Raw genomic sequence first — 17652 nt, 5'->3', positions numbered from 1 at the left:
GAGACGTTATGAGCCTGAATCCCCGTGACGCGGTCATCGTCGACTTCGGCCGCACTCCGATGGGCCGCTCCAAGGGCGGCATGCACCGCAATACCCGCGCCGAGAACATGTCGGCGCACCTGATCAGCAAACTGCTCGAGCGCAACGACAAGGTCAATCCGGCCGAGGTCGAGGATGTGATCTGGGGCTGTGTGAACCAGACCCTCGAACAGGGCTGGAACATTGCCCGCATGGCCTCGCTGCTGACGCAGATCCCGCACACCAGTGCCGGGCAGACCGTCAGCCGCCTGTGCGGTTCGTCGATGAGCGCATTGCACACCGCCGTGCAGGCGATACAGACCGGAAACGGCGACGTCTTCGTGGTCGGTGGCGTCGAGCACATGGGTCATGTCGGCATGATGCACGGCGTCGATCCAAACCCGCACCTGTCGCTGTATGCCGCCAAGGCTTCCGGGATGATGGGGCTGACCGCCGAGATGCTCGGCAAGATGCATGGCATCACCCGCGAGGCGCAGGACCAGTTCGGCGCGCGCTCCCACCGGTTGGCCTGGAAGGCCACGCAGGAAGGCAAGTTCAAGGACGAGATCATTCCCATGCAGGGGTATGACGAGAACGGTTTCCTCAAGGTCTTCGACCAGGACGAAACCATTCGCCCGGAAACCACGGTTGAAGGGTTGGCCGAACTCAAGCCGGCGTTCAATCCCAAGGGCGGTACCGTCACTGCGGGGACCTCCTCGCAGATCACCGACGGCGCATCCTGCATGATCGTCATGAGTGCGCAGCGCGCCCAGGACCTGGGCATCCAGCCGATGGCGGTGGTGCGCGCGATGGCGGTGGCCGGGGTCGATCCGGCGATCATGGGCTACGGCCCGGTGCCCTCGACGCACAAGGCGCTCAAGCGGGAGGGACTGACCATCGACGACATCGATTTCGTCGAACTCAACGAAGCCTTCGCTGCCCAGGCGCTGCCGGTGCTCAAGGACCTCAAGCTGCTCGACAAGATGGACGCCAAGGTCAACCTGCATGGTGGCGCGATTGCCCTGGGCCACCCCTTCGGTTGCTCGGGGGCGCGCATCTCCGGTACCCTGCTCAACGTCATGAAGCAGAACGGCGGTACCCTGGGCGTGGCGACCATGTGCGTCGGCCTCGGTCAGGGCATCACCACCATCTTCGAACGCGTCTGACGCGTCATCGGGGGTGACGAGCCGGGGCCTGGTGCCCCGGCTTTTCTTTTCAGGTATCCGAGGAATTGCGTCGATGCAGCTCAAGCCTGGCCTCTACCGTCACTACAAGGGGCTCGACTATCGCGTCCTGGGGGTCGCCCGCCACTCGGAAAACGAGGAAGAGGTGGTCGTCTACCAGGCCTTGTACGGTGAGTTCGGGCTTTGGGTGCGACCCCTCGAGATGTTCGTGGAAAGCGTCGAAGTGGATGGCGAGCAGGTACCGCGCTTTGCGCTGATTCGCGCCGAAGAGGGGCTGACCCAGGTCAGTCGCGACTAAGGCGGCAAGGGCGCGGCGCTTGACCTTGCGCCGATCGCCACTATATATAGCGGTGCCGTCAACCGGCCCGCCCTCATTGAAACGGTTCGACCGACTAAGCGGCGGGTTCATCGCCGCAACGGCGCCTTTCTTCAATTCCCATCCATCAGGAAGCTGCCGATCCATGGGTAAATCGCTGGTCATCGTGGAGTCCCCGGCCAAGGCCAAGACCATCAACAAGTACCTGGGTAGCGGGTACGTGGTGAAGTCGAGCATCGGCCATATCCGCGACCTGCCCACCAGCGGCGCGAGCAAGGACAAGGAACCGGCCAAGCGCGGCAAGAGCGCGGCCGAGGCGCCGGCCCTGTCGCCCAAGGAAAAGGCCAAGCGCCAGCTGTTCTCACGCATGGGCGTGGACCCGGAGCATGGCTGGAAGGCGCAGTACGAAATCCTTCCGGGCAAGGAAAAGGTCGTCGACGAATTACGTCGACTGGCCAAGGATGCCGACACCATCTATCTCGCGACCGACTTGGACCGTGAAGGGGAGGCCATCGCCTGGCACCTGCGCGAATCCATCGGCGGCAGCGACGAGCGCTACAAGCGCGTGGTGTTCAACGAGATCACCAAGAAGGCCATCCAGGAGGCCTTCTCCAAACCGGGCGAGCTGGATATCAACCGGGTCAACGCACAGCAAGCGCGGCGCTTCCTCGACCGCGTGGTCGGCTATATGGTCTCGCCGCTGCTGTGGCAGAAGATCGCCCGCGGCCTCTCCGCCGGACGTGTGCAATCGGTCGCGGTGCGCCTGGTGGTGGACCGAGAGCGCGAGATTCGCGCCTTCGTCCCCGAGGAATACTGGGAGGTCCATGCCGACCTCGCCAATCCGCGCAAGGCCAAGGCGCGCTTCGAGGTGGTCAAGGAGAAGGGTGAAACCTTCAAGCCGCTCAACGAGGCCCAGGCCAAGGCCGCATTGGCCAAGCTGGAAGCGGCCAGCTACCAGGTAGCCAAGCGCGAGGACAAGCCGACCAGCAGCCGGCCGTCCGCACCGTTCATTACCTCCACCCTGCAGCAGGCAGCCAGTACGCGGCTGGGCTTCGGCGTGAAGAAGACCATGATGATGGCCCAGCGTCTCTACGAAGCCGGCTACATCACCTACATGCGTACCGACTCGACCAACCTGTCGGCCGATGCCATCGAGATGGTGCGCGGTTTCATCGGCCTGGAGTTCGGTGAGCAGTACCTGCCGGACAAGCCGAACCTGTATTCGAGCAAGGAAGGCGCCCAGGAGGCGCACGAGGCGATTCGCCCGTCCGACGTCAATCTGCGCCCCGGCATGCTTTCAGGCATGGAGCGTGACGCCGAGCGTCTCTACGAGCTGATCTGGCGCCAGTTCGTGGCGTGCCAGATGCCGCCGGCGCAGTACCTGTCCACCACCGTGACCGTGCAGGCCGGTGACTTCGAGCTGCGTGCCCGTGGCCGCATCCTCAAGTTCGACGGCTTTACCCGTGTGCAGCCGCAGCAGGGCAAGGCCGGTGAAGACGACGTGCTGCCGGAGATGAACCAAGGCGAGGCGATGGGGCTGCTCAAGCTCGACCCGTCGCAGCACTTCACCAAGCCGCCGGCGCGCTATTCTGAAGCGAGCCTGGTCAAGGAGCTGGAGAAGCGTGGCATCGGTCGTCCGTCGACCTATGCGGCGATCATCTCGACCATCCAGGATCGCGGCTACGTCACCGTGCACAACCGCCGTTTCTATGCCGAGAAGATGGGGGACATCGTCACGGACCGGCTCACCGAGAGCTTTTCCAACCTCATGGACTACGGTTTTACCGCGGGCATGGAGGAAAACCTCGACGACGTGGCCCAGGGCGAGCGCGACTGGAAGAACCTGCTCGACGAGTTCTATGGTGACTTCCGTGGCAAGCTGGAACTGGCCGAGGCCAGTGACAAGGGCATGCGTGCCAACCAGCCGACGCTGACCGACATTCCCTGCCGTGAATGCGGCCGGCCGATGATGATCCGCACCGCGTCCACGGGCGTGTTCCTCGGCTGCTCCGGCTATGCCTTGCCGCCGAAGGAGCGTTGCAAGGCGACCATCAACCTGGTGCCGGGCGACGAAATCGCCGCCGACGACGAGGGCGAGTCCGAGTCGCTGGTGTTGCGCGGCAAGAGGCGTTGCCCGATCTGCTCGACGGCAATGGATGCCTACCTGCTCGACGAGCAGCGCAAGCTACACATCTGCGGCAATAATCCCGATTGCGCCGGCTACGAGATCGAGCAGGGCCAGTTCCGCATCAAGGGTTACGAAGGACCGAGCCTGGAGTGCGATAAGTGCGGTAGCCAGATGCAACTGAAGACCGGCCGTTTCGGTAAGTTCTTCGGTTGCACCAATCCGGCCTGCAAGAACACTCGCAAGCTGTTGAAGAACGGTGAGCCGGCGCCGCCGAAGGCGGATCCGATCCGGATGCCGGAGCTCAAGTGCGAGAAGGTCGACGACATCTACGTGTTGCGAGACGGCGCATCGGGGTTGTTCCTGGCGGCCAGCCAGTTCCCGAAAAACCGCGAGACGCGCGCGCCGCTGGTCGCGGAGATCGTCCCGCACAAGGATGAGCTCGATCCCAAGTACCACTTCCTGCTCAGTGCGCCGCAGAAGGACCCGGACGGCCGCCCAGCGGTGATCCGCTTCTCGCGCAAGACCAAGGAGCAGTACGTGCAGAGCGAGGTCGACGGCAAGCCGACCGGCTGGCGGGCCTTCTATGACGGCGGCAAGTGGAAGGTCGAAGACAAGCGCTGAGTCGCAGGCCGGGCGGCCTATTCCGTCCGGCGCGTTCTTTCGAGGGGGGCTCGCGGCGTTCAGCCGCGGCGCTATAGTAAGTCCCCGTAGCCTGTATTCCGGAGGCTTCGCCATGGCCCATGAGCCCTATACCCGCACTAACCAGAAAATCTACTTCGCAGGGCTCGCCCTGGAAGCACTGCGCCGCGCTGAACGGGGCTCCGTGCCCGGCGCCGTTCAGGCCGAGCGCGAGGCAGCGCTGTTCCACCTTTATGGCGCCCTCCTGGGGTTGTGCCACGAAATCGCGATTTTCTATCGTTTGCCGGATGCGCGCACCCCGCGCGCGGAAAACCTGCTCAAGCCAGCGCTGCTCGCCGAGGCGCCCAGTCCCGAACTGGGCGAACTGATCGAGTTGGCCAGCGTGCCTGATACCTGGTTGGGGCAGTTGCTGAGTGCCTACGCGACGCTCTTCATGCCGCCGCAGGAGCCTGCGCGTGCCAAGGTCGATCCCGCTGTACCGCTGATCCACGCGGTGAGCCTCGACGAACAGACTCAAGGGGGCGAGGAGCTCGGTTCGGAGGTTCTGGAGAGCTGGCGCAAGAACCTCAAAGCGCTGGCTCTGCGCTTTCGCGAAGGCCTTACCGAGTGCTGATGGCGCAAGGTTAGACCATTCCCAGATAGGGGCTTGGGAGCGGCTCTCGGTGTCGCGACACTAGGGGTGATGGCGGAACGCTGGTAGACTATCCGGCCATTTGCGGGAGCGACCAGACCATGCCTACTTCCTTTCTCGAGATCGTCGAGCTGCCAGACGGACGCATCGTCCTGCGTCGCGCCGAGGACGAGGAAACCCTGGTGACGCTGGATTTTTCCGAGGATGCCAAGAATTTCCTGCAGGGCCACCATGTGGAAGTCGCCAAGGCGATGCTGAACATCGGCGTCCAGATGGCGGGCAAACTCGCCGAGGGTGACTTCGAGCAGGACGACGGCGAGCCTCGCGTCCTTCACTGACTCCACGGCCTCGTAGCCCATTCGGCTAGAGCCGCGGGGTTCAGACCATACGCACGTTCAGGCTCTGCGCGTCACCCAGGCGCGCGGCATGCGCCACCTGACGACGCTCTCCGGCGTCGAGCTCCAGCCAGCTGACAACGGTGTGACTGTGCCCCAGGCGCAATGCCTCGCAGGCCAGTTGCAGCGCGTTGCGTGTGCCGCCGGGTTGCAGCAGCAGAATGCGCTCGCGATTCAGGCCTGCGTCACGCAGCCAGCTTTGCGTGAGGCTTTCAGGCGGGGCGATCAGCGTCAGCCAGCGATCGCTGTGTTCTTCGGAGAGTTCCCGCAGGATGGGTGCCAGCAGGCTCAGGCAATGTCCCGCACGACCTTGCAAGGTCAACTCGCTGCAACGTTCGGAGGTTTCCGCCGGTGGTGGAGTGGGGCGCTCCAGCAGGGGCGAGAGAAAAGCCTCGAACAGGGGTAACTGCGAGCGTTCTAGCGAAAGCGGGAACTGCATAACTACTCCTTTAGCGGCGAATGACGCCGACACTCAAGCCTTCGATTTCCAGGTTCTGTTGTTCCAGGTCCACCTCGATGGGGGCGAACTCGGGGTTTTCGGCAATCAGCCAGACCTTGCGGCCTTCGCGCTTGAAGCGCTTGACCGTGACTTCGTCATCAATGCGTGCGACGACGATCTGGCCGTTGCGCGCCTCGCGGGTGGCATGTACGGCGAGCAGGTCGCCGTCGAGAATGCCCACATCCTTCATGCTCATGCCGTGTACGCGCAGCAGGTAGTCGGCACGCGGATGGAAGAATTCGGGGGGGATGCGGCAGGCGTCTTCGACGTTTTGCTGGGCGAGGATGGGCGCGCCGGCGGCTACCCGGCCGATTACCGGCAGCCCTTCGTCTTCCTGCCCCGCGGGTTCGTAATTGGGAATACGGATGCCGCGCGAGGCACCCGGCGTCATCTCGATGGCGCCCTTGGCGCAGAGTGCCTTGAGGTGTTCCTCGGCGGCGTTGGGCGAGCGAAAACCGAACTGCTGGGCGATTTCCGCCCGGGTCGGCGGGTAACCATTGGCATCCAGGCACTGGCGGATGAAATCGAGCACCTGGGTCTGGCGAGGGGTGAGTTTCAGCATGTCGGGCTCTGTCTTTTTGTACAGTGACTGGGATTATATACAGTGGATTGCCGTTGGCAACAGCCTCTTCATTTCGATGCGCTTGCAATGCCGGCGAGCGCCGGGCCAAATAGCGACTTGACAGTCCTGGTGTTTGAAACATATGTTTCAAACGTTTGTTTATCAGCAAGGGTCCCATGGCTCAGTCAGAAACCGTCGAACGTATTCTCGATGCCGCCGAACAGCTTTTCGCCGAAAAGGGTTTCGCCGAGACTTCCTTGCGTCTGATCACCAGCAAGGCCGGAGTCAACCTGGCGGCAGTCAACTATCACTTCGGTTCCAAGAAGTCGCTGATCCAGGCGGTGTTCTCGCGCTTCCTGGGGCCGTTCTGCGCGCGCCTGGAGAAGGAGCTGGATCGTCTGCAGAGCGAAGAATCCTCGGCGCATCCGGACCTGGAAACGCTGCTGGATCTCCTGGTGGACCAGGTGCTTGCCGTGGACCCGCGCAGCGGTGACGACCTGGCGGTGTTCATGCGCCTTCTGGGGTTGGCCTTCAGCCAGAGCCAGGGACACCTGCGCAAGTATCTGGAAGAGGCCTACGGCAAGGTTTTCCGCCGTTACATGCTGCTGGTCAGCGAAAGCGCGCCGGGGCTTCCGCCGCTGGAGTTGTTCTGGCGCGTGCACTTCATGCTCGGGGCTGCGGCCTTCAGCATGTCGGGCATCAAGGCGTTGCGCGCGATGTCCGAGTCCGATTTCGGGGTGGACACGTCCACCGCCCAGGTGATGCACCTGATGGTGCCGTTTCTGGCGGCCGGTATGCGCGCGGAGAGCGGTATCCGCGATCCTGCGCAGCGTGAGGCGAAGCTGATTCCACGCAAGCCCCTCGGCGCCGCCTGAGGCATGCAGGCCATCCGCCAGGGGCTCCGGAAACGAGCACTTGCCTGCTAAGCTTGGCGCCATGCTCGATCACCTGCACATCTCCATCGCCGACCAACAACTGTACGGCTTCGTTGCCGGGCAGTTGCTTATCCGCTTGCCCGTCTCCACTGCCCACAACGGGGTTGGCGAGCGTAACGGCTCCGGCTGCACCCCAAGGGGCCTGCATCAGGTCCGTGCCAAGATCGGTGCGGGTCTACCCCTCGCCGCCGTCTTGCGCGGGCGACGCTGGACCGGGGAAGTCTGGTCCGCTGCGCTGCACGAGGCCTTTCCAGGACGTGACTGGATCCTCTCGCGAATCCTCTGGCTGTCGGGTTGCGAGCCCGGCCGCAATCGGCTGGGCGATGTGGATACCTTTCGCCGCTACATCTACCTGCATGGCACGCCGGACAGTGAACCGATGGGCGTCGCCGCCTCCCATGGCTGCATCCGCATGCGCAACACCGATATCGTGGCGCTGTTCGAGCAGGTCCCGGCGCACTGCAGCGTGCGTATCGAGGAAGCGCCATGCCCGCAGTGGCAGTCGATCCTGCTTTAAACCTTCGTAACCTTCTGCCAAGGAACTCTCCGATGCTTCACGGCTCCCTGATGCTCGACGTGCATGGCACTTGCCTGACCGCCGAGGACCGCGCCCTGCTGCGCCAGCCCGAGGTCGGTGGCCTGATCCTCTTCGCTCGCAACGTCGAACATCCGCGCCAGGTGCGCGAGCTTTGCCGGGCGATTCGCCGGATTCGCCCCGATCTGATCCTTGCCGTGGACCAGGAGGGTGGGCGGGTGCAGCGCCTGCGCCGCGGCTTCGTGCGCCTACCGGCGATGGGGCGACTGGCTGAGTCGCCGAACGCGGAGGCGTTGGCGGCCGATTGTGGCTGGCTGATGGCCGCCGAAGTACTCGCGATGGGCCTGGATATCAGCTTCGCGCCGGTGCTCGACCTGGACCTGGGACGCAACACGGTAATCGGTGCGCGCGCCTTTGGCAGCCAGCCGGATGCGGTCATTCGCCTGGCCGGCGCCTTCATCGACGGTATGCACGGCGCCGGCATGCCGGCGACCGGCAAGCATTTCCCGGGGCACGGCTGGGCCGATGCCGATTCCCATGTCGCCGTGCCGGTCGACTCCCGAGCGCTGCAGGCCCTGCGCGACGACATGCGCCCGTTCGCGGCGCTGGCCGACAGGCTGGATGCGCTGATGCCGGCCCACGTGATCTTCCCGCAGGTCGACGAGCAGCCGGCAGGCTTCTCCCGGCGCTGGTTGCAGGACATCCTGCGCGGCGAGCTGGGCTACCGTGGCGTGTTGTTCTCCGACGACCTTTCCATGGCCGGTGCGCACGTGGCCGGGGATGCCGGTGCGCGCATCGAGGCCGCGCTGGCCGCCGGCTGCGACATGGGCTTGGTGTGCAATGACCGAGCGGCGGCGGAGCAGGCGCTGGTACGCTTGCAGCAGTTGGGCGTGCGCCCGCCTGAGGGGCTGCAGCGCATGCGCGCGCGCCGGGTGATCGATGAACCGAGCCAGCATCCCCGCTGGCAGCAGGCCATCGCCGCGTTGCGTGGGGCCGGTTTGCTGGAGGCTGCCCGATGAGCTGCGTCGCGATCATCGGCGGCAGCGGGCTGACCCAGCTCGAAGGCCTGGAAATCCGTGGCGAAGAGCAACCGCAGACACCCTATGGGCTGCCTTCGGCAGCACTACTGCGAGGCAACTTCGCCGGTCGTGAAGTGTTGTTCCTGGCGCGTCATGGCCACCCCCACGCGCTACCGCCGCACCGGATCAACTATCGCGCGAACCTCTGGGCCTTGAAGGCCGCCGGTGCCACCTCGGTCATCGCGATCAATGCCGTGGGGGGTATCCATCCCTCGATGGGGGCAGGGCACCTGTGCGTGCCGCACCAGTTGATCGATTACACCTGGGGCCGGGAACACACCTTCTTCGAGGACGGCAAGCCGGTTACCCACGTCGACTTCAGTCAGCCTTACGATCCGGCGTTGCGCCAGCGGTTACTGGAAGCGTTGGGGGCGTGCGGCTACGCCCACAGCAAGCGTGGCATTTACGGCTGCACCCAGGGGCCACGCCTGGAAACGGCGGCGGAGATCGCCCGCATGGGACGTGATGGCTGTGATCTGGTCGGTATGACCGGGATGCCGGAGGCGGCGCTGGCCCGTGAACTGGAGCTGCCCTACGCCTGCCTGGCATTGGTGGTAAACCCGGCAGCGGGCACCTTCGCCGGGGAAATCCACATGACCGACATCGAGGCGGCCCTGGCCGAGGGCATCGGCCGGGTACGCCAGGTGTTGGCGCGGGTGCTGAGTTAGGCCGCGAACGAGACGTCAACAGGCCCTAGCGCGACAGCTCGCGCATCGCTTCTTCCAGGCCTTGCAGGGTCAGCGGGTACATGCGCTCGTGGACCAGCTCGCGGATGATCTGGGTCGAGCTGGTGTATTCCCAGGCGGGGCGTGGGTAGGGGTTGATCCATACCAGCTTGTGGAAATGCTCGGTGAAGCGCTGCATCCAGCGAAAGCCGGCTTCCTCGTTCCAGTGCTCGACGCTGCCGCCGGGCTGGGTGATTTCGTAGGGCGCCATCGCGGCGTCGCCGACGAACACCACCTTGTAGTCCGGACCGTACTTGTGCAGCAGGTCGAGGGTGCTGGTGCGCTCGTGGGTACGGCGGAAGTTGTTCTTCCAGACGCTCTCGTAGATGAAGTTGTGGAAGTAGAAGTACTCCAGGTGCTTGAACTCCGTGCGGCAGGCGGAGAACAGCTCCTCGCAGACCTTCACGTGAGCATCCATCGAGCCGCCGATATCCAGCAACAGCAGCAGCTTCACCGTATTGCGCCGTTCCGGGCGCATCTGGATGTTGAGCAGCCCGGCATCGCGTGCGGTGTGGTCGATGGTGCCGTCGATGTCCAACTCTTCCGCGGCACCCTGGCGGGCGAACTTGCGCAGCCGGCGCAGGGCGACCTTGATGTTGCGCGTGCCCAGCTCGACGTTGTCGTCGAGGTTCTTGAACTCGCGTTGCTCCCAGACCTTCACGGCCTTGCCCTGGCGCTTGCCGGCATCGCCGACGCGAATGCCCTCGGGGTTGTAACCACCCGAACCGAATGGGCTGGTGCCACCGGTACCGATCCATTTGTTGCCGCCGGCGTGGCGCTCCTTCTGCTCCTGCAGGCGCTGCTTGAACTGCTCGATGAGTTTGTCCAGCCCGCCGAGGGACTGGATCTGCGCGCGTTCCTCGTCGCTCAGCGAGCGCTCGAACTCCTTGCGTAGCCATTCCTCGGGAATCAGCGCCTCCAGCGTGCCGTCGAGGTCCTGCAGGCCCTCGAAGTAGGCAGCGAAGGCGCGGTCGAACTTGTCGAAATGGCGCTCGTCTTTCACCAGGATGGCGCGGGACAGGTAATAGAACTCGTCCATGTCTGCGAACACGACCTTGTGTTCGAGCGCATCGATCAGGTCGAGCAGCTCTCGCAGCGACACCGGCACCTTGGCCGCGCGCATTTCGTTGAACAGGTTGAGCAACATATGAGCGCCCTCGGGGTAATCCGTAGGGTGGGTTCGCCGCGCAGCGGCGTAATCCACCGTTGATGCTGCCGGCCTCGTGCTTGCCCGCTGGTCGGTGGTCGGTGGGTTACGCTTCGCTAACCCACCCTACAGCTAACCCACCCTACAAAGGCACCGGCCGACGCGCAGCAGCCCGATGATCAACGCGAGGCGCGACGGGCCATGAAGGCCAGGCGCTCGAGCAGTTGCACGTCCTGTTCGTTCTTCACCAGGGCGCCGGCCAGCGGCGGGATGGCCTTGGTCGGGTCGCGTTCACGCAGGGTGGCGGCGTTGATCTCGTCAGCCATCAGCAGCTTGAGCCAGTCCACCAGCTCGCTGGTGGAGGGCTTCTTCTTCAGGCCCGGGACCTTGCGCACGTCGAAGAACACATCCAGCGCCTCGGCGACCAGTTCATTGCGTACGCCGGGGAAGTGCACGTCGACGATGCGCTGCAGGGTCTCGCGGTCAGGGAAGGCGATGTAGTGGAAGAAGCAGCGGCGCAGGAAGGCGTCCGGCAGCTCCTTCTCGTTGTTCGAGGTGATGATCACGATGGGGCGCTGGCGGGCCTTGATGGTCTCGTCGGTCTCGTAGACGTAGAACTCCATCTTGTCGAGTTCCTGCAACAGATCGTTAGGGAACTCGATGTCCGCCTTGTCGATCTCGTCGATCAGCAGCACGGCGCGCTCTTCGGACTCGAAAGCCTCCCAGAGCTTGCCTTTCTTGATGTAGTTGCGCACGTCGTGAACGCGCTCCGTGCCCAGCTGGGAGTCGCGCAGGCGGCTCACCGCGTCGTATTCGTAGAGGCCCTGGTGCGCCTTGGTGGTGGACTTGATGTGCCAAGTGATGAGCCTGGCACCGAAGGCCTCGGCCAATTGCTCGGCGAGCATGGTCTTGCCGGTGCCGGGTTCGCCCTTGATCAGCAACGGGCGCTGCAGGGTGATGGCGGCGTTCACCGCGAGCTTCAGGTCGTCGGTGGCGACGTAGGAGGCGGTGCCTTCGAATTTCATCCAGATGTCCTCGTGGGATTCGGCGCTCGTTATGGCTGGGGACTATAGCCCGTGGGACAGTCGACTGTGAACGCGGTGGCTGGGTTCGGTCATTCCCTGGCCGAATCGGCGTGGGTTCGACCTTAGGTTATCAGTGACAAGCTTGCTTTACATCGCTCGATCGTCGATGTTAAGTTTGCTTTACATCTCCAATGGAACTCCATCATGAGCTACGCCCGCAATCGCTACGTTCTCCACTGTTCCCTGCTGATGGCGCTGTATGTCTTGCTGGTCGTGTCGATCAGTTGGGTGATCGACCTGTCCGCGTTGCCTTATCCAGTGCGCGTGGTCGCCGCGGTATCGCCGGGTCTACCCTTGCTCGGAGTGCTCTGGGTGTTCGATCGCTACCTGCGCGAACTGCCAGACGAATTCCTGCGCTTTCTGATGTCCCGTGCCGCATTGCTTGCTGGTGGGCTTGTGGTGGGTGTGCTCAGTGCCTGGGGATTTCTCGAGCAGTACGCAGGTTGGCCCCGCTTCCCATTGGTGATGGCCTTTCCGGCGTTCTGGGCGGCTTATTCCCTGACATCGGTACTGATGTGCCGGCGCTATCGTTGAGGCGAGCATGGAGAATCGACTTCGCGAGCTGCGCGCCGAGCGTGGCTGGAGCCAGGCAGACCTGGCGCAGCGTCTGGAGGTCTCGCGGCAAAGCGTGAACGCCATCGAGACCGGCAAGTACGACCCCAGCCTGCCGCTGGCCTTCCGCATCGCCCGTCTGTTCGAGTTGCCTATCGAGGCAATCTTCAGTGAATGATCACGTGGGCCGTGGGTTTTCGAAGCGTGCGCTGAAGGCCTCGACGAAGGCATTGCGCAGGATGCCGAGCAGGGCCTGGAAGGGATTCACGCCCGCGTCCTGCTTGAGATTTCCGGAGAGATCCACGCGGGTGGCGAACTGGTCCTTGCGCTGGTTCTTCAGTAAGTTCTCGCCACCACCGACCAGGGCTTCCCAGAGACCGTCGAGGAATCCCTTCTGTTCGACGTCCTGTTTCCAGTCGAAGACCTGCACGTCATGCAGCAGGGGTTTTATGTAGCCCGTCACCTCGCTGTCCCGCGCCTTGGCTTCGATGACCAGGTCGCCCGTGCCGCCGGCGAAGTCGAAGCGCCCGTAGGCCTGGGCGAAGTCGTTCAGACGGGTGAGTTCAGCGCCACTCACCCGCAGGCGTACCTCGAAGTTCTCCCACTCCAGCAACGGATCGAAGGTGGCTTCGAGCTCCAGCGGGGCCTGGTCGAACAACTGCGCCGTCGCTTCGATGCTCGCCTCGCGCTCGTTCCCGGCATTCGGCCGGTTGGTCAGATGGTGCACCGTGGCGTCGATGTGAGTGGCCGAGAGATTCACCGGCGGCTTGGAGTTGAAGTTGCGGAAGCTCGCCTTGCCATCGTGCCAGCGGACCTCGTCCAGGGTAATGGGTAGCAGTTTCTGCAATTGGTCACGCCAGTCGACGCCGGTACCCGCCTGGTCTTCGCCGTCCTTGCCGCCGTCGACGAAGTTGACCTCGGGGCGCTCGAAACTGGCGCGGCCGACCAGCTCCTGGCGCTCGAGCAGCGCACGCCAGTTCACCGAGAGGTCGATGCTGGGCGCGTCTAGCAGAGGCACCGGCACGCTCTGGTTCTTCTTCTCGATGCGCAGGCCCTCGATACGGTAAGCACCCAGCCACCAGGACAGCTCGATGCGTTCGAGCCGGCCGTGGTAGTCGCCCATGTCGGCGAGCTTGTCATTCAGATAGCTGCGCAACAGCGGAGGAACGGCCAGATGCACGAACAGCACGAGTGCGGCCAGACCCAGTACGCTGAATAGGAGGGCGCGTGTGCGAGTGGACATGCGGGTGCCTCGGTCACGAGCAACGGAAAAGGAGTCGTAGTGATTGACCGCGCGGCGGGTGCCGGGGTTCGACTGGACGCAGAGGCGGGGGCGGGCATAGGCTGTGCGGATCGCTGAACCGACCAGGAACCTGCCCCATGAGTCGCATCTTTGCTGATAACACCCAGGCCATCGGCAATACGCCGCTGGTGATGATCAACCGCCTGGCGCCCAAGGGCGTGACCCTGATGGCCAAGATCGAAGGGCGCAACCCCGCCTATTCGGTGAAGTGCCGCATCGCCGCCAACATGATCTGGGACGCCGAGCAGTCCGGCCGCCTGAAGCCGGGCATGACCCTGGTCGAGCCGACCTCCGGCAACACCGGCATCGGCCTGGCCTTCGTTGCCGCTGCACGTGGCTACAAGCTGATGCTGACGATGCCCGCCTCGATGAGCCTGGAGCGGCGCAAGGTGGTCAAGGCACTCGGTGCCGAACTGGTACTCACCGAACCGGCCAAGGGCATGAAGGGGGCGATCGAGAAAGCCGCCGAGATCGCGGCCTCCGATCCGCAGCTTTACTACATGCCGCAACAGTTCGATAACCCGGCCAACCCGGCGATCCACGAGAAGACCACCGGTCCGGAGATCTGGAACGACACCGAGGGCAATGTCGATGTACTGGTCGCAGGGGTCGGGACCGGCGGCACCATCACCGGCATCACCCGCTACCTGAAGCAGACCCAGGGCAAGCAGATTCTCTCGGTGGCGGTGGAGCCGTCGTCCTCGCCGGTCATCAGCCAGACGCTGGCGGGCGAAGAGGTCAAGCCGGCGCCGCACAAGATCCAGGGCATCGGTGCCGGTTTCGTGCCGAAGAACCTCGACCTGTCGCTGGTCGATCGCGTCGAGCTGGTCGACGACGCCGAGGCCAAGGCCATGGCGCTGCGGCTGATGCGCGAGGAGGGCATCCTCTGCGGTATTTCCTGCGGCGCGGCGATGGCCGCCGCGGTGCGTCTGGCCGAGCACCCGGACATGCAGGGCAAGAACATCGTGGTGATCCTGCCGGATTCCGCCGAGCGCTACCTGTCGAGCATGCTCTTCGACGACCTGTTCGGTGAGCAGGAAACCGTGCAATAAGACGCTTGCCGGCGCGCCTCAGCGGCGCGCCGGTGCCAGCACCAGCCAAAGTGCCAGAGCGATCAACGCGCCGCCATACAGGTAGGCCAAACCGACCGGCTCGCCCAGTAGCAAGGCTCCCCAGAGGATGCCGAACGGCGGGATGAGGAAGGTCACCGTGGTCACCTTCAACGGGCCGATGTCCGCCAGAAGGCGGAAGTAGAGGGTGTAGGCAAAGGCCGTGCAGACCAGCCCGAGCGCCGCCAGGCTCAGCCAGGTCGTCACGGCGCCCCAACTCGTGGGCGCCTGCCAGAGCAACGATGCGCCGAACACCGGAAGCATGCCGAGCGTAGCGCCGAGCATGCTGCCGAAAGCCACCAGGCGGCTATCCAGGCCGCCGCGATCCGTTACCCAGCGACGTGCCAGATAACCCGACAGTGCATAGCAGAGCGTCGCCAGCAGGCAGGCCAGGGCGCCAGCCAGGCTTTGCCCATTCAGCCCGAGCGGGCCCGTCACGGTCAGTGCCGACACGCCCAGCAGCCCACACAGCACCCCCAGCCCCTTGCCTACGGTGAGTGTTTCCGCGAAGGCCAGCGAGCCGACCAGGACCACCATCAGTGGTGTCATGGCGTTGAACACCGCCGAGTAACCGGCCGGTAGCCACTGTGCAGCGATGGCGTAGAGGCAAAAGGGCAGGGCGGAGTTGATCAACCCCAGCACCATGCAGGCGCCCAGTTTGCCCTGGAAGCTGGGGCGCAGCCGCGCGACGAGGAGAATCGCCAGCAGGCCGAGCAAGCCGAAGAACACGCGGAAAAAGGCGCTCGGCAAGGGGCCCAGCACCGGCACCACTATCCGTAGGAACAGAAAGCTCGCGCCCCAGATCGCGGCCAGCGCCAGAAGGCGCCCAAGGTCCACCGGCCTCATGGGCGAAGCGCACTAAGCTTCAGGGGGATTCGCGCTTGCGCGCAGGCAAATTTGGCGCCGGACTGCATGGGTACCTCGTAGCCGCAGGTGATAGTGCGCCTAAGATACGAGGCCGCCTGGAACTTGGATATCGGCGTTTTCTTCGATATTTCGTCAGCTTCACTAACGGGCGATAGTGCCCCTAGGAGTTTTCCATGACGGGATGGGCCGTCGACCTCGCCCGCGAGGTCTTGCGTGGGTTCGATGATTACCGCGAGCGCTTTCGCACGATTACCGAAGGCGCCCAAGCGCGTTTCGAAGGGGCGCTCTGGCAAGAGGCGCAGCGGGCCTCGACGGCGCGCATCGAGCTGTACGAGGAATGTGTCCATGCCACCTGCGCCCGTCTACGTGAACGCGGTGACGAGCAGGCGTTGCCGGCCCCCGAGGGCTGGCCGGTGGTGAAGTCCGCCTACATCGATCTGATCGAGCCCCGGCTCGACGATGAGCTCGCCGAGACCTGGTTCAACTCGGTGTTCTGCGGCCTCTACAGCCACGACTGGATCAGCGACGAGACCCTCTTCGTGACCAGCACGCGGGTGCCGCGCGCTTCTCCCCGGAGAGCACAGACCCGCGTCTACGAGCCCCGTGGCGACCTCGCACGTGCGCTGGCCGCGCTCTTCGCTGATTACCGCTTCGCCGTGCCCTTCGCCCGTCTGGAAACGGATCTCGCCCGCCTCGGGGCTCAGTTGCGTGCGGCGCTGCCGGATTGGGTTTGCAAGGATCCGGGGTTGCGTCTGGAGCTGTTTCGTCACGTGCTCTATCGCAACAAGGGCGCGTACCTCGTCGGGCGCATCGTCGCCAGTGACGATCAGTGGCCGCTGGTGCTGCCGCTGATCCACCCGGATAGCGGAGGCATTCGCCTGGACGCGGCCATCACCGACGAAGCGCAGGTGTCCATCGTGTTTTCCTTCACCCGTTCCTACTTCATGGTCGAAGTGGATGTGCCCGCGGATTTCATCGCCTTCCTGCAAAGTATCCTGCCAGCCAAGCACGTGGCCGAGCTTTACACCTCGATCGGTTTCTACAAGCACGGCAAGAGCGAGTTCTACCGCGCGCTCGCACGTCATCTGCGTGACAGTGACGACCGCTTCAGCATGGCGCCCGGCGTGCGCGGCATGGTCATGAGCGTTTTCACCCTGCCGGGCTTCAACACGGTGTTCAAGGTCATCAAGGATCGCTTCTCACCGGCGAAGATGGTCGATCGTGCCACGGTCATCGAGAAGTACCGTTTGGTGAAGCACGTCGATCGCGTCGGGCGCATGGCCGATACCCAGGAGTTCGCCGACTTCCGCTTTCCGCTGGCGAAATTCGAGCCGGCGTGCCTGGAGGAGCTGCTCGCCGTGGCGCCCTCGACCATCGAGGTCCAGGGCGACGAAGTACGGGTGCGTCATTGCTGGACCGAGCGGCGCATGACGCCGCTCAACCTCTATCTCGAGAGTGCCGGGCCGGCACAGGTGCAGGAAGCGCTGGACGACTATGGCCTGGCGATCAAGCAACTGGCAGCGGCGAACATCTTTCCCGGCGACATGCTGCTGAAGAACTTCGGCGTGACCCGCCACGGCCGTGTGGTGTTCTACGACTACGACGAGATCAGCCTGCTCACCGAAGTGAACTTCCGGCACATTCCGCCGCCGCGTTATCCCGAGGACGAACTGGCCGCGGAGCCCTGGTATTCGGTGGGGCCCCAGGACGTTTTTCCCGAAGAGTTTCCCCGCTTCCTGTTCGTCGATCTCGAGCAGCGCCGGTTGTTCGCCCGCTTGCATGGCGAGCTCTTCGACGCCAGTTACTGGCAAGGGCTACAGGCCGCCATTCACTCCGGAAAGGTCATCGATGTCTTCCCCTACCGACGTCCTGCGCAATGACGCCCATCGGTAGCGCTGGAGAATGCTGCGCGAGCTGCTGGCGTTTCGTGATGGCTTTGCAAT

19 protein-coding genes are annotated in these 17652 nt (G+C 64.1%); 13 read left to right on the top strand and 6 right to left on the bottom strand.

Annotation, left to right across the window (positions count from 1 at the left end; genetic code table 11):
• The first annotated feature begins 8 nt into the window (after window positions 1-8).
• From fadA to ACYRGX_RS17995, 5 genes are all read left to right on the top strand, one after another.
• Complete coding sequence (gene fadA, locus ACYRGX_RS18015) at window positions 9-1184, top strand: acetyl-CoA C-acyltransferase FadA (RefSeq protein WP_473053818.1); 1176 nt, start codon at window positions 9-11, stop codon at window positions 1182-1184.
• Window positions 1185-1257: 73 nt separating this feature from the next.
• Window positions 1258-1500, top strand: a complete 243-nt coding sequence (locus tag ACYRGX_RS18010; RefSeq protein ID WP_473053817.1) for a DUF1653 domain-containing protein — start codon at window positions 1258-1260, stop codon at window positions 1498-1500.
• A gap of 163 nt (window positions 1501-1663) precedes the next feature.
• Window positions 1664-4267: a type I DNA topoisomerase gene (topA, locus tag ACYRGX_RS18005; RefSeq protein ID WP_473053816.1), complete on the top strand. Its 2604-nt coding sequence runs from the start codon at window positions 1664-1666 to the stop codon at window positions 4265-4267.
• Window positions 4268-4379: 112 nt separating this feature from the next.
• Window positions 4380-4898, top strand: a complete 519-nt coding sequence (locus ACYRGX_RS18000; protein ID WP_473053815.1) for a DUF6586 family protein — start codon at window positions 4380-4382, stop codon at window positions 4896-4898.
• A gap of 119 nt (window positions 4899-5017) precedes the next feature.
• The gene (locus ACYRGX_RS17995) at window positions 5018-5254 is read left to right on the top strand and encodes a hypothetical protein (protein WP_473053814.1); all 237 of its coding nucleotides are present in this window, start codon (window positions 5018-5020) and stop codon (window positions 5252-5254) included.
• A 40-nt stretch (window positions 5255-5294) separates the two neighbouring features.
• On the opposite strand, the gene sulA is transcribed toward ACYRGX_RS17995, so the two are convergent.
• Complete coding sequence (sulA, locus tag ACYRGX_RS17990; RefSeq protein ID WP_473053813.1) at window positions 5295-5750, bottom strand: SOS-induced cell division inhibitor SulA; 456 nt, start codon at window positions 5748-5750, stop codon at window positions 5295-5297.
• Between the two features lie 10 nt (window positions 5751-5760).
• Window positions 5761-6372 carry a transcriptional repressor LexA gene (gene lexA, locus ACYRGX_RS17985; RefSeq protein ID WP_473053812.1) on the bottom strand — a complete coding sequence of 204 codons (612 nt, stop codon included), beginning with the start codon at window positions 6370-6372 and terminating at the stop codon, window positions 5761-5763.
• Window positions 6373-6548: 176 nt separating this feature from the next.
• Here lexA and ACYRGX_RS17980 point away from each other — a divergent pair, with 176 nt between their 5' ends.
• The 4 genes from ACYRGX_RS17980 (at window position 6549) to ACYRGX_RS17965 (ending at window position 9589) form a co-directional block, all read left to right on the top strand.
• Window positions 6549-7247 (top strand): TetR/AcrR family transcriptional regulator, encoded by a 699-nt coding sequence (locus tag ACYRGX_RS17980; protein WP_473053811.1) that lies wholly within the window; start codon window positions 6549-6551, stop codon window positions 7245-7247.
• Window positions 7248-7308: 61 nt separating this feature from the next.
• A complete protein-coding gene (locus ACYRGX_RS17975; RefSeq protein WP_473056720.1) occupies window positions 7309-7824 on the top strand; it encodes a L,D-transpeptidase family protein in 516 nt (171 codons plus the stop codon).
• Window positions 7825-7856: 32 nt separating this feature from the next.
• The gene (gene nagZ, locus ACYRGX_RS17970) at window positions 7857-8861 is read left to right on the top strand and encodes a beta-N-acetylhexosaminidase (RefSeq protein ID WP_473053810.1); all 1005 of its coding nucleotides are present in this window, start codon (window positions 7857-7859) and stop codon (window positions 8859-8861) included.
• Window positions 8858-9589 (top strand): S-methyl-5'-thioinosine phosphorylase, encoded by a 732-nt coding sequence (locus tag ACYRGX_RS17965; protein WP_473053809.1) that lies wholly within the window; start codon window positions 8858-8860, stop codon window positions 9587-9589. The genes nagZ and ACYRGX_RS17965 overlap by 4 nt, the downstream gene beginning before the upstream one ends.
• A 25-nt stretch (window positions 9590-9614) precedes the next feature.
• On the opposite strand, the gene ACYRGX_RS17960 is transcribed toward ACYRGX_RS17965, so the two are convergent.
• Complete coding sequence (locus ACYRGX_RS17960; RefSeq protein ID WP_473053808.1) at window positions 9615-10793, bottom strand: vWA domain-containing protein; 1179 nt, start codon at window positions 10791-10793, stop codon at window positions 9615-9617.
• A 179-nt stretch (window positions 10794-10972) separates the two neighbouring features.
• Entirely contained in the window at window positions 10973-11818 is an 846-nt protein-coding gene (locus tag ACYRGX_RS17955) for an AAA family ATPase (protein ID WP_473053807.1), read from the bottom strand.
• Between the two features lie 204 nt (window positions 11819-12022).
• On the opposite strand from ACYRGX_RS17955, the gene ACYRGX_RS17950 reads away from it, so the two are divergent.
• On the top strand, window positions 12023-12412 hold the full coding sequence (locus tag ACYRGX_RS17950; RefSeq protein WP_473053806.1) for a hypothetical protein: 390 nt from the start codon (window positions 12023-12025) through the stop codon (window positions 12410-12412).
• A gap of 7 nt (window positions 12413-12419) precedes the next feature.
• Window positions 12420-12608 (top strand): helix-turn-helix transcriptional regulator, encoded by a 189-nt coding sequence (locus tag ACYRGX_RS17945; RefSeq protein WP_473053805.1) that lies wholly within the window; start codon window positions 12420-12422, stop codon window positions 12606-12608.
• Here the strand turns inward: ACYRGX_RS17945 and ACYRGX_RS17940 are convergent, their stop codons facing one another.
• Entirely contained in the window at window positions 12609-13673 is a 1065-nt protein-coding gene (locus ACYRGX_RS17940) for an AsmA family protein (protein ID WP_473053804.1), read from the bottom strand.
• Window positions 13674-13810: 137 nt separating this feature from the next.
• On the opposite strand from ACYRGX_RS17940, the gene cysK reads away from it, so the two are divergent.
• Window positions 13811-14785, top strand: coding sequence for a cysteine synthase A (cysK, locus tag ACYRGX_RS17935; RefSeq protein WP_473053803.1), 975 nt, complete (start codon window positions 13811-13813; stop codon window positions 14783-14785).
• A gap of 18 nt (window positions 14786-14803) precedes the next feature.
• Here cysK and ACYRGX_RS17930 read toward each other — a convergent pair whose 3' ends face one another.
• Window positions 14804-15688, bottom strand: coding sequence for a DMT family transporter (locus ACYRGX_RS17930; RefSeq protein ID WP_473053802.1), 885 nt, complete (start codon window positions 15686-15688; stop codon window positions 14804-14806).
• A gap of 194 nt (window positions 15689-15882) precedes the next feature.
• Between ACYRGX_RS17930 and aceK the strand changes: the two genes are divergently transcribed.
• A complete protein-coding gene (gene aceK / locus ACYRGX_RS17925) occupies window positions 15883-17589 on the top strand; it encodes a bifunctional isocitrate dehydrogenase kinase/phosphatase (protein WP_473053801.1) in 1707 nt (568 codons plus the stop codon).
• The last annotated feature ends 63 nt before the right edge of the window (window positions 17590-17652 follow it).

Source organism: Pseudomonas sp. R4-15, from assembly GCF_055768815.1.
The sequence above is the reverse complement of the archived record's forward strand: the minus strand, read 5'-3'. Positions and strand labels throughout refer to the sequence as shown.